The 18,966-nt window shown below is 39.8% G+C and carries 19 protein-coding genes; 18 read left to right on the plus strand and 1 reads right to left on the minus strand.

The window, feature by feature from the left end:
* The first annotated feature begins 146 nt into the window (after nt 1-146).
* The 7 genes from rhaB (at nt 147) to NQZ71_RS11365 (ending at nt 7,773) form a co-directional block, all read left to right on the plus strand.
* The gene (gene rhaB, locus NQZ71_RS11335) at nt 147-1,559 is read left to right on the plus strand and encodes a rhamnulokinase (RefSeq protein ID WP_275007674.1); all 1,413 of its coding nucleotides are present in this window, start codon (nt 147-149) and stop codon (nt 1,557-1,559) included.
* 12 nt (nt 1,560-1,571) lie between these two features.
* The gene (rhaA, locus tag NQZ71_RS11340; RefSeq protein ID WP_144455655.1) at nt 1,572-2,825 is read left to right on the plus strand and encodes an L-rhamnose isomerase; all 1,254 of its coding nucleotides are present in this window, start codon (nt 1,572-1,574) and stop codon (nt 2,823-2,825) included.
* Nucleotides 2,826-2,921: 96 nt separating this feature from the next.
* Nucleotides 2,922-3,236, plus strand: a complete 315-nt coding sequence (gene rhaM / locus NQZ71_RS11345; RefSeq protein ID WP_144455657.1) for an L-rhamnose mutarotase — start codon at nt 2,922-2,924, stop codon at nt 3,234-3,236.
* 39 nt (nt 3,237-3,275) lie between these two features.
* On the plus strand, nt 3,276-4,598 hold the full coding sequence (locus NQZ71_RS11350) for an MFS transporter (RefSeq protein WP_144455659.1): 1,323 nt from the start codon (nt 3,276-3,278) through the stop codon (nt 4,596-4,598).
* A 181-nt stretch (nt 4,599-4,779) separates the two neighbouring features.
* Nucleotides 4,780-5,541, plus strand: coding sequence for a DeoR/GlpR family DNA-binding transcription regulator (locus NQZ71_RS11355; protein WP_144455661.1), 762 nt, complete (start codon nt 4,780-4,782; stop codon nt 5,539-5,541).
* Nucleotides 5,542-5,728: 187 nt separating this feature from the next.
* Nucleotides 5,729-6,565 carry a rhamnulose-1-phosphate aldolase gene (rhaD, locus tag NQZ71_RS11360; RefSeq protein WP_317010628.1) on the plus strand — a complete coding sequence of 279 codons (837 nt, stop codon included), beginning with the start codon at nt 5,729-5,731 and terminating at the stop codon, nt 6,563-6,565.
* A 56-nt stretch (nt 6,566-6,621) separates the two neighbouring features.
* Nucleotides 6,622-7,773, plus strand: a complete 1,152-nt coding sequence (locus tag NQZ71_RS11365; protein WP_317010629.1) for an iron-containing alcohol dehydrogenase — start codon at nt 6,622-6,624, stop codon at nt 7,771-7,773.
* A gap of 84 nt (nt 7,774-7,857) precedes the next feature.
* Here NQZ71_RS11365 and NQZ71_RS11370 read toward each other — a convergent pair whose 3' ends face one another.
* Nucleotides 7,858-8,313 (minus strand): VanZ family protein, encoded by a 456-nt coding sequence (locus NQZ71_RS11370; protein ID WP_275007673.1) that lies wholly within the window; start codon nt 8,311-8,313, stop codon nt 7,858-7,860.
* A gap of 195 nt (nt 8,314-8,508) precedes the next feature.
* Between NQZ71_RS11370 and NQZ71_RS11375 the strand changes: the two genes are divergently transcribed.
* The 11 genes from NQZ71_RS11375 (at nt 8,509) to NQZ71_RS11425 (ending at nt 18,963) form a co-directional block, all read left to right on the plus strand.
* The gene (locus NQZ71_RS11375) at nt 8,509-8,946 is read left to right on the plus strand and encodes a MarR family winged helix-turn-helix transcriptional regulator (protein WP_127741122.1); all 438 of its coding nucleotides are present in this window, start codon (nt 8,509-8,511) and stop codon (nt 8,944-8,946) included.
* Nucleotides 8,939-10,147 (plus strand): MFS transporter, encoded by a 1,209-nt coding sequence (locus NQZ71_RS11380; protein WP_317010630.1) that lies wholly within the window; start codon nt 8,939-8,941, stop codon nt 10,145-10,147. The genes NQZ71_RS11375 and NQZ71_RS11380 overlap by 8 nt, the downstream gene beginning before the upstream one ends.
* A gap of 403 nt (nt 10,148-10,550) precedes the next feature.
* Nucleotides 10,551-10,976: a transcriptional regulator GutM gene (locus NQZ71_RS11385; RefSeq protein ID WP_144455669.1), complete on the plus strand. Its 426-nt coding sequence runs from the start codon at nt 10,551-10,553 to the stop codon at nt 10,974-10,976.
* A 15-nt stretch (nt 10,977-10,991) separates the two neighbouring features.
* A complete protein-coding gene (gene srlA, locus NQZ71_RS11390) occupies nt 10,992-11,522 on the plus strand; it encodes a PTS glucitol/sorbitol transporter subunit IIC (protein ID WP_144455671.1) in 531 nt (176 codons plus the stop codon).
* Between the two features lie 15 nt (nt 11,523-11,537).
* Nucleotides 11,538-12,557: a PTS glucitol/sorbitol transporter subunit IIB gene (gene srlE, locus NQZ71_RS11395; protein ID WP_144455674.1), complete on the plus strand. Its 1,020-nt coding sequence runs from the start codon at nt 11,538-11,540 to the stop codon at nt 12,555-12,557.
* Between the two features lie 38 nt (nt 12,558-12,595).
* Entirely contained in the window at nt 12,596-13,531 is a 936-nt protein-coding gene (locus NQZ71_RS11400) for a sugar-binding transcriptional regulator (RefSeq protein ID WP_260053924.1), read from the plus strand.
* A 190-nt stretch (nt 13,532-13,721) separates the two neighbouring features.
* Nucleotides 13,722-14,999: an NAD(P)H-dependent oxidoreductase gene (locus NQZ71_RS11405; RefSeq protein WP_317010631.1), complete on the plus strand. Its 1,278-nt coding sequence runs from the start codon at nt 13,722-13,724 to the stop codon at nt 14,997-14,999.
* Nucleotides 15,000-15,025: 26 nt separating this feature from the next.
* On the plus strand, nt 15,026-15,379 hold the full coding sequence (locus tag NQZ71_RS11410) for a PTS glucitol/sorbitol transporter subunit IIA (protein WP_144455679.1): 354 nt from the start codon (nt 15,026-15,028) through the stop codon (nt 15,377-15,379).
* Between the two features lie 222 nt (nt 15,380-15,601).
* Nucleotides 15,602-16,588 carry a thiamine pyrophosphate-dependent dehydrogenase E1 component subunit alpha gene (locus NQZ71_RS11415; RefSeq protein ID WP_317010632.1) on the plus strand — a complete coding sequence of 329 codons (987 nt, stop codon included), beginning with the start codon at nt 15,602-15,604 and terminating at the stop codon, nt 16,586-16,588.
* 18 nt (nt 16,589-16,606) lie between these two features.
* Nucleotides 16,607-17,596 (plus strand): alpha-ketoacid dehydrogenase subunit beta, encoded by a 990-nt coding sequence (locus tag NQZ71_RS11420; protein ID WP_144455683.1) that lies wholly within the window; start codon nt 16,607-16,609, stop codon nt 17,594-17,596.
* Nucleotides 17,597-17,610: 14 nt separating this feature from the next.
* Nucleotides 17,611-18,963, plus strand: coding sequence for a 2-oxo acid dehydrogenase subunit E2 (locus NQZ71_RS11425; RefSeq protein WP_317010633.1), 1,353 nt, complete (start codon nt 17,611-17,613; stop codon nt 18,961-18,963).
* Nucleotides 18,964-18,966: the final 3 nt, after the last annotated feature.

The raw sequence follows: 18,966 nt of genomic DNA on the forward strand, positions 1-18,966 counted from the left end.
TTGCCAGTTTTTTTTGCGTTCTTTTGAGGGGTTAAGGAATTTAAGGACAACAAATAAGAAAAATAACGTTATTTTTTTATGCGTTTACATTCTTTAGAATAAGGATTAGAAAACGTTTTCAATTGGGACTCAAGGAGAGGTAGAAAATGAACAAATCTGTTTTGGCTGTTGACATTGGAGCCTCAAGTGGACGGCTGATGCTCGGTTCAATACACGAAGGAAAACTCGTGTTGGATGAACTGCACCGTTTCTCAAACAGCATTGTCAAAAAAGGACAATATTATTGTTGGGATTTACATAAGCTGTTTGTCGAAATAAAGCAAGGGATAAAAAAATGTCAGGACCTTCAAGTTAGGCCAGAAAGTATCGGGATTGATACATGGGCAGTGGATTTTGTGCTCCTTGATGAGAATGGAAATTTGTTGACAGAGGCTGTTTCTTACAGGGATGACAGAACAGATGGTGTGATGGAGGAAGTTTTCCAGAAAATCATCAAGGAAAGAATTTATTTGGAAACGGGTATTCAATTTCAAAAATTCAATACGATTTACCAGCTTTGCGCATTAAAGAAATCAAATCCAGAGAGCCTTGATAAAGCAGACAAGTTTTTAATGGTACCTGATTATTTTCACTATTTGCTGACAGGAAAAGCAGTGAATGAATATACGAATGCAACATCAACACAGTTAGTTAATGCGTTTACGAAAAAGTGGGATAAACAGCTGCTTGATGCAATTTCCATCAAGCCAGAAATGTTCCAGGATATTAAGATGCCAGGCACTATTTTAGGAGACGTTAAAGCGGAGCTTGCTGAGGAATTCGGGTTCAACTTAAAAGTAGTTTTGCCGGCAACACATGATACTGCTTCCGCTGTTATTTCTGTACCTGAGCATGATGAGACGATTTACATCAGTTCCGGAACATGGTCACTTATCGGTGTTGAAAACAAATTTCCTATCTGTGTAACAAAAGCATTGGATTACAACTTCACGAATGAAGGCGGCATTGATTACCGCTTCCGATTTTTGAAGAACATTATGGGATTATGGATGATTCAGGAGGTGCGGCGAAACTACGATAATGAATACTCATTTGCAGAATTCGTTGAGCTTGCAAAAGCAGCAAAAAACTTTCAATCTATTGTCAATGTTAATGATGACCGCTTCTTAAATCCAGACAACATGATTCTTGCGATTCAGAACTATTGTGCAGAAACAAATCAGGAAATTCCAGTAACTCCAGGTGAGGTTGCCAAATGTGTTTATGACAGTTTAGTTGAATGCTATGTTGCAGCTATTGATGAAATTGAAGAGATTTTCGAAAAGAAATTTACGAAGATTAATATAATCGGCGGAGGCTGCCAAAATGAACTGCTGAACCAGCTGATTGCTGATGCAACAAAAAAGCAAGTGTTTGCCGGACCTGTTGAAGCAACAGCCGTTGGGAATATTGTTTCCCAATTGATTGCATTAGGTGAAATAAAGGATGTACACGAAGCAAGGAAATTAATTAAGCATTCCTTTGATGTGAAAGGATACGAAGCAGCACAACCAATATGAGGAGGCTAAAATATGTCTGTCAAAGAAAACTTTGAAGCAGCAAAAAAACAATATGAGCAATGGGGAGTTGACGTGGAGGCAGCTTTACAAAAATTGCAGCAAATCCCGATTTCCATCCATTGCTGGCAGGGGGATGATATTGGCGGATTTGAAGCAAATCCGAGTGAATTATCAGGGGGTATTGATGTTACCGGTAATTATCCTGGTAAAGCAACAACGCCAGAACAGCTGCGCAGCGATTTGGAAATGGCGTTATCCCTTATCCCTGGGAAGCATAGAGTCAATCTACACGCGATTTATGCAGAGACGAATGGTGAGGTAGTCGAAAGGGATGAAATTGAACCAAAGCATTTTGAAAATTGGGTAGCTTGGGCAAAGCAGCATGGCTTGGGTCTGGACTTTAACCCAACATTATTTTCACACGCAAAAGCGGAGGACGGTCTGACACTTTCCCATCCAGACGAAGGTATTCGCGAGTTTTGGATCAAGCATTGCATTAAAAGCAGAAAAATCGCAGAATACTTTGGCAAAGAACTAGGTACTCCTGCTTTAACGAATATATGGATTCCTGATGGCTATAAAGACATTCCATCAGACAGACTCACACCACGTATTCGTTTAAAGGAGTCTCTCGATAAAATTTATGCGGAAAAAACAGATGAGCAATATAATCTCGATGCAGTGGAAAGTAAAGTATTTGGGATTGGTTCAGAATCGTATGTTGTTGGCTCCCACGAATTTTATTTAGGGTACAGCCTAAAGAACAATAAGCTTTGCTTAATGGATACAGGACATTATCATCCAACAGAGACCGTATCAAATAAAATTTCCTCGATGCTGCTGTTTTCAGATAAATTGGCACTTCATGTTTCTAGACCAGTAAGATGGGATAGTGATCATGTTGTTATCCTTGATGATGAATTAAAAGAAATTGGCCTTGAAATTGTTCGTAATGATGCAACAGACAAAGTGCTGATTGGTCTTGATTTCTTTGATGCAAGCATCAATCGTGTTGCTGCTTGGACAATTGGTACAAGAAATATGATTAAAGCTCTGTTACATGCTCTATTAATGCCGAATGCAAAATTAAAACAGCTGCAAGAGGAAGGTAATTTTACCGAAAGATTAGCATTAATGGAGGAATTTAAAACATATCCATTTGGCGCTGTTTGGGATTTTTATTGTGAACAAATGGATGTCCCTGTTAGAGAAACATGGCTGGAAAATGTGAAAACCTATGAACAAGAAGTATTGTTAAAGCGCTAATTAAATGCCTTCCCCTAAGGGGGAAAGGCTTATATAAAAAGATGCAATATAATCTAACAACAAAATGAAAACCTTTACATAACAGGAGGTAATACGATGATTCGCAAAGGTTTTATCATGAATGTTAATCCTGATAAGCAAACAGAATACGAGCAGCGTCATAATGAAATTTGGCCAGAGCTCATTGATGCTCTACGCAAACATGGAGCTAGCAATTATTCGATTTTCCTTGATAAAGACACAAGCAAATTGTTCGGCTATGTGGAAATAGAGGATGAAGATAAATGGAGCAAGATGCCCACAACAGCTATAAACCAAAAATGGTGGGAATTTATGGAGCCGTTGATGGAAACAAATGCAGACAACAGTCCTGTCACTATTCCATTAAAAGAAGTTTTTCATATGGACTAGCCACTTATAGTCGCTAAGTTTTAAAAGGAGAGAGAGAAAATGACAAAAACGAAGAAATTTGCGGCAAAAAATGTAACAGGCTGGAAAGCCACGATTGCTGTCGCAATGGCCAACTATATCGAAGCAGGCTCCATCATCGCAGCAGCGAGCAGCTTAACATTATGGCAGGCATACTTAAATATTGACAGTATGGGTGTGGGACTTTTAAGTGCATTGAGTGCAAATGCTTTCGGTGCTGCGATTGGCGCATTAATTGGCGGACCATTAACAGATAAATTCGGACGAAAGTTCATCTTCAGCTATGATTTGCTTGTCTATATGATTGGTGTTGCTCTTATAGCAGCATCTGTCAATTTCCCGATGCTGCTTATCGGAACAATTATTACCGGTTTGGCAGTTGGTGCAGGCGTTCCCGTTTCATGGACATATATTGCAGAGGAATCACCACAGGACAAACGGGCAGCACATGTTGGAACCGCTCAAATGGCCTGGTCTATCGGTCCGACATTAACGTTTGTGTTAGCTGTTGTACTTGCACCAATGGGGTTAGCTGGTTCAAGGATAATATTCCTCCACTTGCTAGTCATTGCTTTTGTAACATGGTATATACGCCGAGGCTTGGATGAGTCAAAAATTTGGGAAGAACAGCAGGAAAAGGAAAAGGCGGAGGCATTACAAGGCAAAGTAAAAACGAATGTTTTAAAAGAATTGTTTACATTAAAAGCAAATCGCAGTGCGTTAGTGCTATTGATCGGTATCTATTTATTCTGGAATTTAACAGCAGGCGCAATGGGCTATTTCATGCCATATATTTATGAAAATGTCGGTGGTTTAAGCACAGGGCAAGCCAACTTACTGCAAGCATTCCTATGGTTGTTTACTGTCTTAACTACTTATTTCTTGTTTATGAAGCTCGGTGATAAAGTCAGCAGGAAGGCCTTATTTGGAATTGGCGCTGGTATGGGACTTGTTGCGTGGATTATCCTAACCTTCATGCCAATGACGTGGCCGACACTCATCGCCTTTGTCATCCTGTGGGGAGCAGCAGCAGGTATAGGTGCTCAAGCCTTTTACGCATTATGGACAAGTGAGCTTTTTCCGACAAAATATCGTGCAAGCGCACAAGGATTAATGTACTTTATCGTCAGAACAGGGATTGCTGTCTGGTCATTTATATTGCCATTATTAATGGACACATTAGGTTTTACGGTTGCTGGTATTGTTATGATTATTTTCCTTGCGATTCATATGGTGATTGGCATTATCCTCGCCCCGAATACACGAGGGAAAACACTGCAGCAAATTGAAAAAGAGCGCTACGGTGACGATTTAAATCATAATTCGGTTCATAAAACGGTTTAAAGTATTAGAAGGATTGGTGCATTAGTTTTCTAACTGATGCACCTATTTTGTACCTTTGTATTTTGTAGTAAAATCTATGTTTTATATGAAAAACTACCTAATTATGATATAGTAAAAATACAAAATCAAAGGTAAACCCAACTAAACAAAAAGTCAGTTATAGAAGAGAGGGAGATTTTAGTTGCTTGTTGCAGAGAGACGAAGAAAAATCGTCGAATTAGTTAATGAAAGATTAAGCATTCGCGTTTCGGAATTAAGCGACATTTTTTCCGTAACAGAAGAAACAATTAGAAGAGATTTAGAAAAGCTGGAACAAGATCAGCTTTTAAGCAGGAGTCATGGTGGTGCTGTCAGCATCGAAAAAGAAGCGACAGACGTCCCCTTTGTGGTAAGGGAAATCACAAATTCTGATGAGAAAAAGGCTATCGCAGCTGAAGCAGTCAAATGGATTGAACCAGGTGAGCAAATTGTCTTGGATGCTAGCACAACGGCGTGGTATATGGCACAGGAATTGCCAGATATGCCGTTGACAGTGATCACAAATTCAATCAAAGTGGCCTTAGAGCTAAGCAAAAAGGAACAGATTAAAGTAATCTCAACTGGCGGAATGCTGCTTGCTAATTCGTTATCCTATGTTGGTCCGTTATCTGAACGATCTTTAGACAGCTACTATGTCAACAAACTGTTTCTGTCATGTAAGGGTGTCCATCTTTCCGGGTTAAGTGATTCCAATGAGTGGCAAGCAATCTTAAAAAAGAAAATGATGGATATTGCATCAAAAGTGATACTGCTTGCTGATTCAAGTAAATTTGGTGTTAAGACATTTGCTCATATTTCTGATTTGACAAGAATTCATCACGTTATTTCTGATGCGAATATTCCTGCTGAATTTCATAAAGAGCTGCAAGAAAAAGCAATTCCCGTTACGATCGTAAAAATCTAGAAACCCAAGAATAATAGGGTTTCTTTTTTTAGTCATAAAATGTTCATAAACAAAAGGAAAAATGTTTGTTTTCTTTTGTTTGTCATTGACTTGTATTTGGTATCCAATTATGATGAAGGTGTAAACAACAACTATGAAAACAATAAGATTGTTCATGAAGAGCTTAATAGAATAGGAGAGTGTCAGCATGCCTACAAAGCTGAAAAGGAAGAGTGTAGAAGAGGCCCCTTTTCTCAAGGAAATGTGCAATACAGCCTATAATATGTGGAGAATGGGATGGGATGAAAGAAATGGCGGTAATATAAGTTATTTGCTGCAAAAAGAGGAGGTACGTCCATACTTGGACGAAGAGCAGATAATCCGTTCTATTCCCATTAAGACACCTGCAAAAGAGCTCGAAGGTAAGCTTTTTATTGTAACTGGCTCTGGCAAGTATTTTAGAAATGCCAAAAAGGACCCTCGTAACACCTTTGGAATTATTAAGGTTGGCAGAAATGGAGAGAGTATTGATTTGCTTTGGGGACTTGAGGATGGCTCTTTGCCGACAAGTGAGCTTCCAGCCCATTTTAAAAGTCATATAGAAAGACTAAAACACGATCTTAACCATCGTGTCATCATTCATAACCATTCGACAAACCTGCTTGCGATGACCTTTATACATGAATTGGATGAAGCAAAGTTTACAAAAACCCTTTGGCAGATGTGTACAGAATGCATTGTCGTGTTCCCTGATGGTATCGGCATATTACCATGGATGATTCCTGGAACAGAAGAAATTGGCCAAAAAACAGCCGAAAAAATGCAGGAAAATCGACTCGTTCTTTGGCCGCATCATGGAATCTTCGGTGCAGGCACGACAATTGACGAAGCGTTCGGTTTAATCGAAACGGCTGAAAAAGCAGCGCAAATTTATACGATCATTGGAGATTCAACAAGGATAAAACAAACTATTACAGACAAGGAGCTTGCTGATTTGGCTAAAGCATTCCACGTTCATCCCCGTAAAGGCATAATCAATATCTAATTAGTTTTAGCTTGAATAAATTTGTGAAATATTGAACAATAACAGGAGGTATTAAAATGTCTTCACATGTTTTATATGTTCCAAGCACTAATTTAATAGGAAGAGGCTGCTTACAGCAAGCAGGCCCCTATTTAAAACAGCTTCAGTTTACGAAAGCTCTGCTTGTAACAGACAAGGGTTTGATGAGCAATGGGATTGTCGCAAAAGTGGTAAAGCTTTTAGAGGAAAATGATATTGGTTATATGGTGTACGATGAAGTGAAGCCAAACCCGACTGTAGCAAATTGTTTGAACGGCTTGCAGGTATTTCGCGAAAACAACTGTGATTCCATCGTGTCAGTTGGCGGCGGTTCACCGCAAGATGCGGCGAAAGCGATCGGTCTGCTGGCCACAAATGACGGAGATTTAAAATCATTTGAAGGAGTCGGGAAAACAATTCATAAATCAGTCCCAATTGCAGCCATAAACACAACAGCAGGAACTTCAAGCGAGTATACGATTAACTATGTTATTACAGATGAAGAAAGACAAGTGAAAATGGTGATGGTTGATAAGAACAGCCTTGCAGCAATATCGATTAATGATCCAGAACTGATGACAGCAAAACCGAAAGACTTAACAGCAGCAACTGGAATGGATGCCTTGACACATGCAATAGAAGCAATTGTAACTCCAGGAGCTTACAAGGTAACAGATGCTGCTGCATTAGCAGCAGTCGAAATTATTTTTGAATATTTACCACTTGCGGTGCAAGATGGAGAGAATATAGAAGCACGAGAACAGATGGTTTTTGCCATGTTTCTTGCAGGTGTGGCCTTCAATAATGCTGGTCTTGGCTTTGTTCACGCAATGGCTCACCAGCTCGGCGGAGTATATGATTTGCCCCATGGCGTTTGTAATGCCATGCTGCTGCCAATTGTGGAAAGAGAAAATGCACAGCGTGATCCAAGTAAATTCCCTCGGATTGCCAAGGCAATTGGGATGAAAACAGAAGGAAAAACAGCGATTGCATGTGCAGAGGAAGTAATCGAAGCAATCAAGCAGCTAAGCGGCATTGTCGGAATTCCATCCAATTTGTCGGAGCTCGGTGTAACAGATGTTGATGTTGAAAAACTAGCCCAATTTGCCCTTGTTGACGCATGTGCGGCCGGAAATCCTTTTCAGCCTACAAAAGAGGAAGTAATTGCCATGTACCAGGAAATTCTCTAAAAAAAAACTGACTCAAGAGGTGCTGTATGGGCCCATTTTGAGTCAGTTTTTTTATTTCTTAGAGCTTCCTATTTGTCTATGTATTTAAGTCAATTCCTTCCGCCTTTTAATAATTGGATATGCAAGCAGCCTCCAAACGACATAACCACAAAGCCCACCAATTGTATTGAGAATTACATCGTCCACATCACATGCTCCGACTTTACTCACAAGCTGCAGCAGTTCAACAGATATGGATAAAAGCAAAGAACAGATGAAGCTATATTTCCAATGACGGGCTTTGTTAAAGATGAGCGGAAGGAAAAAACCAAGTGGTACAAAAGCAAGGATGTTACCAAACAGGTTATTCGTCATCATGGCTAAATGAATAGGACCGAGTCCCCTTATGTCCAATAAAATACTCGCAAATGGGATAAAATTATAAGATACCTCGCCTTTAACAGCATGTCTGTAACTAGAAAAGAATAAAAGATATAACAATATAAGTAGATAGACAGTAAAAAAAAGATACCCTGCCCATGTAGAAAAACGTCGAACCATATGTAATCTCCTTTTTTGTAAAACAATAAAATGTAAGCTGTATTTTCCGAACATTATATAAAAATTAAAAGAAATTGTACATAAAATCACTAAAAGTAAGTATAAACCTATTGCCGGATTGTTCAGTTCTTGATATAGTTACTTAGGTAACTAATTTTTCGTATCTATTTTTTACGTTAGGAGCATGCCCGTCTTATGAATGATGTTCATGAATTATTTCACTCTGTTCAACAGCTTGCCAGACAAATGACAAAGGCATTGAACGATGCACTTCAACCGTTCGATATATACAGTTCCCAATGGACCGTGTTGTTTTTACTTAAAACGAAAGGCTCTATGACGCAAAAGGAAATTTCCGATTATTTAGCGATTGAAGCACCGCCTATAACAAGGACGGTCCAAAAATTGGTAGCAAACGGATATGTAAGACAAGTGAAAGGAATTGACAAACGAACAAAAAGGATTGAGCTGACGGAAAAGGCACTGGAGAAATACCCAGAATGGGAAAAGGCAGTATTGCAAATGAACCAGGAGCTGATTCAGCCATTAACCTCTGCTTCTAAAGAACAATTATTATTATTGATTTCAGATTGGAATCAGCAATTAGCAATTAGGGGGAAGGAATTTGAGTAAGGAAGCACTTTGGACGAAAAGCTTTATTAATATTTGGGTTAGTAACTTTTTTTTATTTTTGACATTTTATTTTTTGATGGTTTCCCTGCCCGTCTATGCTATACATGAACTGCACGGAAAGCAGTCAAGCGCAGGACTTATTACGACAATGTTCTTGCTGACAGCAATCGTAATTAGGCCATTTGCCGGAAAGCTAATGCAAAAGTACGGGAAGAAAACATTGCTTGTCCTGTCATTGGCAATTTTCTTTATTGTGGCGCTTTTTTATTTTTTACCACACTCTGTCGGGAGCCTGTTAATTGTTCGCGCATTCCATGGAATTGGATTTGGAATGGCAACTACCGCAACAGGTACGATCGTGGCAGATATTATTCCAAACTCCAGAAGAGGAGAAGGAATGGGTTATTATTCCATGTCAATGAATCTTGCAATGGTCGCGGGACCATTTCTTGGATTGATGGCCATAAACTCATGGGGATCTAACACCCTCTTTTTAATGGCAGTTATTTTTGCTGTTATGGCAATTTTCACTGGTTTATTTATTAAGCTGCCAAAAACAGAACATACTGTACCAGTACAAGGAGAAGAGAAAAAGACTGCTAAGCTTGGTGGAATTCTTGAGCCATCTGCTATCCCAATCAGCATTGTTGCTGCACTTTTTGGGATTGTCTATTCATCGATTCTTTCCTTCGTATCTGTATATGCAGACGGAAAAGGCCTCGAGAGCGTTTCAGGGTATTTCTTTGTCGTGTATGCGGTAGTCATGCTGATGGGAAGACCATTTGCTGGTCGTTGGTTTGACCGATTTGGAGCAAATGTCATCATTTATCCATGTATTCTGCTATTTGCGATCGGCATGTTGACATTAAGTAATGTTAACACAGCATTTTTCTTCTTATTTGCAGCAGCATTAATTGGCTTAGGCTATGGAACTTTATTCCCAAGCTTCCAGACAATAGCCATTCAAAAGGCTCCACCTGAAAAACGTGGCTTGGCAACAGCAACCTTCCTGTCATTATTCGACAGCGGTATCGGAATTGGGTCCTTTTTGGTTGGATTTGTCGGAGATATGATCGGCTTCGGTTCTTTATATTTCTACAGCAGTTTCTATATTCTGCTTGCACTTGTCGTTTATTACTTCCTGCACGGCAAAGCAGCAAGAAAATCTAAGTTAATCAACGATATGCCTAAAACGAGCTAAAACTAAACTAGAAAAACTTGAGAGGAGTAACTCCTTTCAAGTTTTTTTGTATAGAGGGACAGAGATAACTTATTTGTTCCATTACGCTCCGACAAAAAGCTAGTAACGGATAGGCTAAAGACCGAAACAGAAACGTGCAAGTACAAGGAAAAAGTCCATTTGGTTACAAATCAGATGAAAGGAGGTTAATTAAAAATTTACTATTTTGAATATTGACAAATATATGAACGGTGATTATCCTTATGGTATAACAAATGTTAAGGCCTGTAACAAATGTGATATTACCAATCCGACGTTATCAATGTGACATATGTGACGGTCTTACTAGCACTACTAAATGAAAGCGCTATTATCCAAGAAGGGAGCAAGTATGTAGATTCCAAAGAGGAAAAGGAGCGATGATATGCAGCTAGCTTTTATACTTTGTCTGATTCTTATTGTTCAATATCTTTTATCACTGTATCAAATTAAGCAGTATAAAATTAAAATTGATAAAATTGTTAGCGGTTACAAAGGAGAAGATGGCTATTTTATGTTCTCAGGAATGACAAGGGGGAAGCTTAAACACGGAGCAATTGCCGTACTAGTTGTCGATAGTAATTATATTATTCATGAGTGTCACTTGCTAAAGGGAATGTCTGTTTTAACTAAATTTAAGCCAATTGAAAAGTATAAGGGCAGACATGTCGGGGAAATTGTCAGCAGCATCAATGATGAGATTCCTGTAAAAGGCAAAAGCAAGCTACCTTCCAATAGCAAGGCGTTATTGCAAGCAAGTGAAAATGCGTTATTAACAATAGCAAAGAAAAAAGTGTCTTTGGGAGTATAAAAAGGGGGCAAATAAATGGAATGGATTAAATGGTTAGGTGAGCATTTTATCGGGATGTTCCAGGCTGGCGGAGAAACGTTTATGGGCTTAGTTACAGGTATTGTGCCTACACTTGTCGTGTTACTAACATTTACGTATGCAATGATGAAATTCGTTGGGGAAGAAAGAGTCACAAGAATTATTCAATTTGCAGCAAAATATACTATCCTTCGTTATACATTGATGCCAATCCTTTCACTGCTGATGTTAACAAACCCCATGGCATACACTTTCGGTCGTTTTTTACCAGAAAAGCAAAAACCTGCATTTTATGATTCAGCAGTATCCTTCGTTCATCCGGTCACAGGCTTGTTTCCTTATGCGAATGCTGGTGAGCTGTTTGTCTATTTGGGAATTGCAAACGGAATTCAAGAATTAGGCTTACCCATTGCAGATCTTGCGGTCCGTTACTTTATTGTCGGTATTGTTGTTATTTTAATTCGTGGTATTGTTACAGAAATTATTACGAAGTATTTAGCAAAAAAAGATGGCACGGACTTAGTATAGGAAGGGGAGAATCAGATGACTTATCGTGGTGTTTTTGTAGCAAAAGGCTCAGGAGGCTGGGGTGTTGGTCTTTATGTGGAACCTAACTCCAAAAAGAATAAAGTCGTATCCATAACAGGAGGAGGAATCCATCCAGTTGCCGCCAAAATAGCGGAATTAACTGGTGCTGAAGCAGTAGATGGATTTAAAGGCTCTTATCCTGAAGAGGAAATGGCATGTGTTGTTATTGATTGCGGTGGTACGGCTCGAATCGGTGTTTATCCGATGAAGCGCATATTAACAGTCGACGTACTTCCATCATCTCCATCAGGTCCCCTTTCAAAATATATTACAGATGATATCTTTGTATCAGGTGTAACACCAAAAGACATTTCACTATCAGAAAGCTTCACTCAACCTGCGAGCGCACATGAGGCTGCAGAAGAACCAAAATTTAATCCAACAAATAAACAGAAATTTAAAGAAGACTATGCCGAGTTGAAAAAAGAGGTAGCAAGCCAGCAAAAAGACAATATTTTGCTGCGATTCTCAAAAGGAATTGGCAACGTCACAGGAACATTTTATCAGGCTGGCCGTGACACGATGGATATCCTTTTGAAAAATATTTTGCCATTTATGGCCTTTGTGAGTATGTTAATGGGAATTATTAACTATACAGGAGTTGGAGATTGGATTGCGCAAGCGCTGACTCCCCTTGCAGGTTCATTAGGTGGGCTGCTTGTTATTGCTGTTGTCTGTACATTGCCGTTTCTGTCCCCAGTTTTAGGACCAGGTGCAGTTATTGCCCAGGTTATCGGGGTATTAATCGGCTCCCAAATTGCATTAGGAAATATTCCTCCCCAATTTGCGTTACCTGCATTGTTTGCGATTAACGGCCAGGTAGGCTGTGATTTTATTCCGGTAGGTCTATCTCTTGGAGAGGCTAAGCCAGAAACGGTGCGTTATGGTGTTCCTGCGATTCTTTACAGCCGTTTAATCACAGGTGTTGTATCTGTTATCATCGCCTATTTTGCGAGTTTTGGTATGTATTCATAAGCAGATAAACAAAAGGGCAGAAAGGAAGAGATTTCATTTTGTTTATTCAGGATAGAAGAATATTAATAAAAGTCGCCCAAATGTATTATGAGGAAGGTGCAACACAGTCAGAGGTTGCCAAAAAGATCGGGATTAGCCGTTCTCTCGTGTCAAAATTATTAACAAAAGCCCGCGAAGAGGGAATTGTGGAAATTATTATTCATGAAACCCGTGTCCATCAATTTAGAAATTTGGAGCGGAAAATTGAGCGCCTTTACGATTTACGTGATGTTGTGTGTATAGAGAGCGTTGGGTTGGAGACCTCCAAGAAGCAATTAGGCGAAGCAACTAGTGAATATTTGCAGCGTGTCATTAGGGATGGCCAGATTATTGGCCTTTCCTCTGGCACAACATTAAATGAAGTGGCAAAGGCAATTAATTCTGTACAGCTGCTGCCAACAGCTACAATTGTGCCATTAGTTGGGGGAATGGGTAACGAGCGCGTCGATATTCATTCTAACAGCATTGTGTCGAAAATCGGAAATGCCCTACAGGCTAAGTATGAGCTACTACATGTTCCAGTTATGGTAGATACAAAGGAGGCAAAGGAAGTATTAATTCGGCAGCCTTCTATTCGCACAACTTTAGATTTGGCAGAACAATCGCAAATAGCCATTGTCGGGATAGGTGGTCGTCCAGAGGATTCGACAATGGTTAAATCTTATCTGGGTTTAGATCATCAGCAAATAACGAGTGATAACGAGATTGTCGGCGATATTTGCTATAACTTTATTAATAAGTTTGGCAAACAAGTAGAAAATGCATGGAATGATAGAGTAATAGCGATAGAACTAGAAAAGCTCAAGGCAATTCCTTTAGTTATTGGAGTAGCTTCAGGTCTTGAAAAGGTTTCTGCTATTAAAGCTGCATTAGAGGGTGGCTTGATTCATGTATTGATTACAGATGGTGTTACAGGAAGCGCACTTGTCGAATAATAGTATTCAGATTTGTTTGAATATTTCGCTTGACAGCAAGTATTCAACAATTTAAACTGTAGTTGCAGAACAAATGACACGCACCGTAACAAATGTAAAAATAACCTTTTAAAGGTTCTAATAATTAACATTTGTTTAGATTTATAAAAATGTAAGCGTATTAATAATCAATTGGAGGAGGAAGTTATTTATGTCAATTTACACGAAGCTTTTGCAAAGGGAACGTGAAAATGCTCCAGTTAAAGTGGGAGTCATCGGTGCAGGACAGATGGGGTTTGGCATGATTGCCCAAATTTCAAAAATTCCAGGTATGATCGTGACAGGTATTTGTGACGTAAATGTTGAAGCAGCACAAAGAGCAGCTGATTTCTATTCCTCACAATCGGCTCGTAAAGATTCAATGATTGTCACTAATGATTATCGAAAAGTAATTCAGTCAAACCAGGTTGAGGTAGTTGTTGATGCAACAGGTGTTCCGGAAGTGGGAGCAAATGTTTCCATGGAAGCACTTAGATCAAAAAAACATATTGTCCTCTTAAATGTGGAAGTGGACATAACAATTGGATCGATAATGTATCAAATGTTTGACAATGCAGGACTTATTTATACTGGTTCTGCAGGTGATGAACCTGCTGCAACGCTTGAATTATATGAATTTGCCAAAACAATGGGACTGGAAGTGCTTGTTGCTGGCAAAGGAAAAAATAATCCATTTAATCCGCTCTCAAACCCTGATGTTGCTCAAGCAGAGGCGAAGTCAAAAAACATGAGCTCACACATGCTTGCTGCATTCCAGGATGGAACAAAAACAATGGCAGAAATGAATCTATTAAGTAATGCAATTGGGTTGATACCAGATAAAGTCGGCATGCACGGCGTATCAGCAACAGTTCAGGATGTTGCAGACAAATTAACGCTTAAGGAAAATGGCGGTGTATTAGATAGCTTTGGGGTAGTCGAATATGTGAATGGCCTTGCTCCAGGAGTATTCGTCATAGTAAAAAGTGAGCTTGAGCCAGTTGATGAAGAGCTGCGCTATTTGAAGGTTGGAAAAGGTCCTAATTATGTATTTTACCGTCCTTACCACCTTGCCAGCTTAGAGACTCCGATAACGATTGCGAAAGCAGTGCTGGAGCATGATTCATCGATTCATCCACTTGGAGCGCCAATTTCAGAAACAGTTGCGGTCGCAAAAAGGGACATAAAAGCAGGGGAGACATTAGATGGTATTGGCGGCTACAGTGTGCGCGGTGTACTTGAAACACATCATGATATGAAGGCAAACGGGCATATTCCTATTGGTTTGATCAGCGGCAGAGTTGTGGCAAAAAAAGACATAACAACAGGACAATTCTTAACATCGGATGATGTGGAACTTGATACAAATACAACGGTTTGGAAGCTGAGAGCATTGCAGGATCAATTATTCCCGTCAAACCAAAACAAGCGTCCCCTTGTGACGCTATAAACATAAAAAGAAACAGGAGGATTAGCATGACAAAATCAGTTGTAAAAGAAATCGGAGAACTAGTTCCTACATTTAAAGAAGATAAAATCTTAATATTATTTGGCCCACAAGCACCAAAGGAATTACGGGAAATGGCTGTCATTCATGAGTTTGAAAATCTTGACGAAGAGCCATTAAAGCAAGGAGGGACAATGCAGTTTGGAGACGAGCGTTTCACCATTACAGCAATCGGAGAATTAGCAAACCAGAACTTTAAAGAATTAGGCCATGTTTCAATCTACTTCCAGGAGCCAATGGACGAAGTATTGCCTGGAGCGGTATTTGCAGCACCATATTCGTTTCCTAATATAATAGAAGGCACAGTCATAGCTGTTAAATGACCAAAAGGGAAAGGGAGAACAGGTTTTATTACCTGAAGCTCTTTTTCCCTTTTTAAATAATTTAGTACATTTTGAGGGGTCATTTTTTTTTGAAATCTATCATTATTTTATTATTAAAAAATATCAGAAAATACACGTTTTTCCCTTGACTATCTTATGGATACATTATATGATTTTTACAAATGTAACAGTATAGAACAAATGTAAAGGGAGGAATAAATAATGACTGTTAAAACATTAAAGCTTCCTGAGATGATTACAGAACAGAAACTGAAAGATTTATATAAAGAGATGTGGTTAATTCGCTATTTCGATGAAAAGGTGGATCAGTTTTTTGCTAAAGGCATGATACATGGAACGACACATTTATGTGTTGGCCAAGAGGCATCTGCAGCGGGTTCCATTGCTGTGATTGGCAGAAAAGATAAGATTGTCAGCACACACAGGGGACACGGGCATTGTATTGCAAAAGAAGGCGATGTTAACAAAATGATGGCAGAGCTATTTGGAAGAGAAACAGGCTATTGTAAAGGAAAAGGCGGTTCGATGCATATTGCAGATGTCGAAAAGGGCAATCTGGGTGCAAACGGAATTGTTGGTGGAGGTCTTCCACTTGCAGTCGGAGCTGCGCTAACATCGCAAATGAAAAAAGAAAATTATGTGGTTCTTTGCTTCTTTGGTGATGGTGCCTCAAATGAAGGCAGCTTTCATGAATCAGTTAATCTTGCGGCGATTTGGGATCTTCCTGTAGTGTTCATTTGTGAAAATAATCAATACGGGATGTCAGGTCCAGTAAAAGAAATGACACGTATTGAACATATTGCAGACCGTGCCGGCAGCTACGGAATCCCTGGCAAGGTAGTTGATGGACTTGACATGATTGACATTATGAATTCAGTCCATGAGGCTGTGGAACATGCACGCAGCGGTAATGGACCATCCTTAATCGAAATGAAAACATATCGCTGGAAGGGTCACTCGAAAAGCGATGCCAAAAAATACCGGACTCGTGAAGAAGAAAAGGAATGGAGAGCAAAAGACGGAATCAAACGCTTTAAAGAAACGCTCATTAACGCGAATATTCTTACAGAAGAGACAGCTAAGCAGCTGGAGGAGTCGGCTTATCAAGAAATTGAAGGTGCTGTTAGGTTTGCTGAAAACAGTCCAGAACCATCCATTGACAGTTTACTTGAAGATATATACGCATAAAAGAGAGGAGCGGAAGGTATGACTACAAGACAAATAACTTATTTAGAGGCTGTTAGGGAAGCGATGAGCATGGAAATGCGCGAAAATGAAGATGTATTCATTCTTGGTGAAGACATCGGGGTTTATGGTGGAGCCTTTGGTGTCACTCGCGGGATGATTGAAGAGTTTGGACCTGAACGGGTGCGCAATACACCTATTTCAGAAGCGGCAATTGCTGGTGCAGCAATCGGATCGGCATTAACAGGAATGCGCCCAATCTTAGAACTGCAGTTTTCTGATTTTATTACGATAGCGATGGATCAAATGGTGAATCAAGCTGCCAAAACACGATATATGTTCGGTGGAAAAGGAAAGGTGCCAATGGTCTTACGGACACCGTCCGGATCAGGAACAGGAGCTGCTGCTCAGCATTCTCAAAGTCTTGAAGCATGGATGGCACATATTCCAGGATTGAAGGTAGTTCAGCCTTCCACTGCTTATGATGTCAAAGGATTGTTGAAAGCAGCGATAGATGATGATAACCCAGTCATATTTTATGAACATAAGCTTCTGTATAAAACAACAGGCGATGTTCCGACAGAGTCATATAAAATCGAATTAGGTAAGGCTGACATCAAACGAGAAGGAACAGATGTAACTATTGTTGCAACCGCTATCATGGTTCATAAAGCCATTGAAGCAGCAGCAATACTCGAACAAGAAGGAATAAGTGTAGAGCTGATTGATCCGCGCACACTTGTGCCGCTTGATAAAGAAACCATCATAGAATCTGTGAAAAAAACCGGAAGATTAATTGTTGTCCATGAAGCAGTTCAGCGTGGTGGCTTCGGCGGGGAAATTGTCAGTGTTATTGCTGAAAGTGAAGCATTTGATTACTTAGATGCACCAATTAAACGACTAGGTGGAAAAGAGGTTCCTATTCCATATAACCCGAACTTAGAAAAAGCAGCCATTCCGCAAGTTCCAGACATTGTTGCAGCAGTGAAGGAAACGGTGAAAAACAGATAAGGAGGGAAGCCCGCATGGCAAACGAAATATTTATGCCGAAGCTAAGTAGCACGATGGCAACAGGCACTCTCCTGCAGTGGTTTAAAGAAGAAGGAGAAGCTGTCGACATTGGAGAACCGCTTTTTGAAATAATGACAGACAAAATTAATATTGAGGTAGAAGCGTACGATCAAGGTATTCTCCTGAAAAAATATGTAGCTGTCGATGAAGAGGTACCAGTTAATTATGTGGTTGGCTATATTGGCAAATCAGAAGAATCCGTTCCTGCCGAATCACCTGGGCAGGCAGGCGGCGGAACAAAAGAAGAGGAAACATCAGAAAGTAATCAATCAGCATCCATAGAGGATAGTCAGGTAGCTGTTAATCCGTCAAAGAAGAGCGCGAAGCCACGTGCAACACCTGCAGCGCGCCATTTAGCAAGGGTGAACAAGATAGATTTAGTGTTTATAAATGGCAGTGGTCCAAATGGACGTGTTCAAAAAAAAGATGTTATTTTTCATTTGCATGAAGCGCAAACATCTGCAAAATCAACACCACTTGCGAAGAAAATCGCAGCAGCAGCTCAAGTTGATTTATCGACTGTTGCAGGAAGCGGTGTGAACGGGAAAATAGTGAAAGCAGATGTTGTTCATGCCATCACACCAAAGCCTATAGAAGATCATACTGCGTTTGGCGATAAAGAAAATCGCAGGAAATTGTCTGGTATGAGAAAAATCATCGCTGACAGAATGGCACAAAGTGCATATACAGCACCACATGTAACATTAACAACAGAGGTTGATATGTTGAAAGTAAAAGAATTGCGGTCTGTGCTTATACCAGTGGTGGAAAAACAAACTGGCCTAAAAATCTCCTTTACTGACATCTTAATAAAAGCAGCCGGTACAGCCATATCAAGGCATCCACAAATTAACGTCTCAATCGAGGGAGACGAAATTGTCCAGCATAACGAAATTAATATTGGCCTTGCTGTTGCTGTACAGGATGGATTAATGGTTCCAGTCATTAAAAATGTACCAGCAATAGGGCTTGCAGCAGTTACGAAAGCGGCCAAGGATATTGGCAAACGTGCTCGTGAAAATAAATTACTGCCAGACCAATTAAAAGGGTCTACTTTTACGATAAGTAACCTTGGAATGTACGCAATTGATGTATTTACACCAATCATCAACCAACCAGAGAGCGCAATACTCGGAGTTGGCCGGATTCAGGATAAGCCAGTGGCCATCAATAATACAATAGAAATTCGACCAATGATGACACTTAGCCTTTCATTTGATCATCGGGCAATGGACGGAGCGCCGGCAGCTGCTTTTTTAACAGAATTAAAACAAATACTCGAAAATCCATTTGAGTTATTAGCATAGGGG

The sequence above is a fragment of the Niallia taxi genome (assembly GCF_032818155.1).
GTDB lineage: Bacteria > Bacillota > Bacilli > Bacillales > Cytobacillaceae > Niallia > Niallia taxi_A.

What these genes read in the sequence shown, in the direction of transcription:
- rhaB (WP_275007674.1), top strand. Translation starts at nt 147, where the DNA reads ATGAACAAATCTGTTTTGGCTGTTGACATTGGAGCCTCAAGTGGACGG.
- srlA (WP_144455671.1), top strand. Translation starts at nt 10,992, where the DNA reads ATGGAATGGATTAAATGGTTAGGTGAGCATTTTATCGGGATGTTCCAG.
- NQZ71_RS11365 (WP_317010629.1), top strand. Translation starts at nt 6,622, where the DNA reads ATGTCTTCACATGTTTTATATGTTCCAAGCACTAATTTAATAGGAAGA.
- rhaM (WP_144455657.1), top strand. Translation starts at nt 2,922, where the DNA reads ATGATTCGCAAAGGTTTTATCATGAATGTTAATCCTGATAAGCAAACA.
- NQZ71_RS11375 (WP_127741122.1), top strand. Translation starts at nt 8,509, where the DNA reads ATGAATGATGTTCATGAATTATTTCACTCTGTTCAACAGCTTGCCAGA.
- rhaD (WP_317010628.1), top strand. Translation starts at nt 5,729, where the DNA reads ATGCCTACAAAGCTGAAAAGGAAGAGTGTAGAAGAGGCCCCTTTTCTC.
- srlE (WP_144455674.1), top strand. Translation starts at nt 11,538, where the DNA reads ATGACTTATCGTGGTGTTTTTGTAGCAAAAGGCTCAGGAGGCTGGGGT.
- NQZ71_RS11385 (WP_144455669.1), top strand. Translation starts at nt 10,551, where the DNA reads ATGCAGCTAGCTTTTATACTTTGTCTGATTCTTATTGTTCAATATCTT.
- NQZ71_RS11405 (WP_317010631.1), top strand. Translation starts at nt 13,722, where the DNA reads ATGTCAATTTACACGAAGCTTTTGCAAAGGGAACGTGAAAATGCTCCA.
- NQZ71_RS11415 (WP_317010632.1), top strand. Translation starts at nt 15,602, where the DNA reads ATGACTGTTAAAACATTAAAGCTTCCTGAGATGATTACAGAACAGAAA.
- NQZ71_RS11425 (WP_317010633.1), top strand. Translation starts at nt 17,611, where the DNA reads ATGGCAAACGAAATATTTATGCCGAAGCTAAGTAGCACGATGGCAACA.
- rhaA (WP_144455655.1), top strand. Translation starts at nt 1,572, where the DNA reads ATGTCTGTCAAAGAAAACTTTGAAGCAGCAAAAAAACAATATGAGCAA.
- NQZ71_RS11410 (WP_144455679.1), top strand. Translation starts at nt 15,026, where the DNA reads ATGACAAAATCAGTTGTAAAAGAAATCGGAGAACTAGTTCCTACATTT.
- NQZ71_RS11420 (WP_144455683.1), top strand. Translation starts at nt 16,607, where the DNA reads ATGACTACAAGACAAATAACTTATTTAGAGGCTGTTAGGGAAGCGATG.
- NQZ71_RS11370 (WP_275007673.1), bottom strand. Translation starts at nt 8,313, where the DNA reads ATGGTTCGACGTTTTTCTACATGGGCAGGGTATCTTTTTTTTACTGTC.
- NQZ71_RS11350 (WP_144455659.1), top strand. Translation starts at nt 3,276, where the DNA reads ATGACAAAAACGAAGAAATTTGCGGCAAAAAATGTAACAGGCTGGAAA.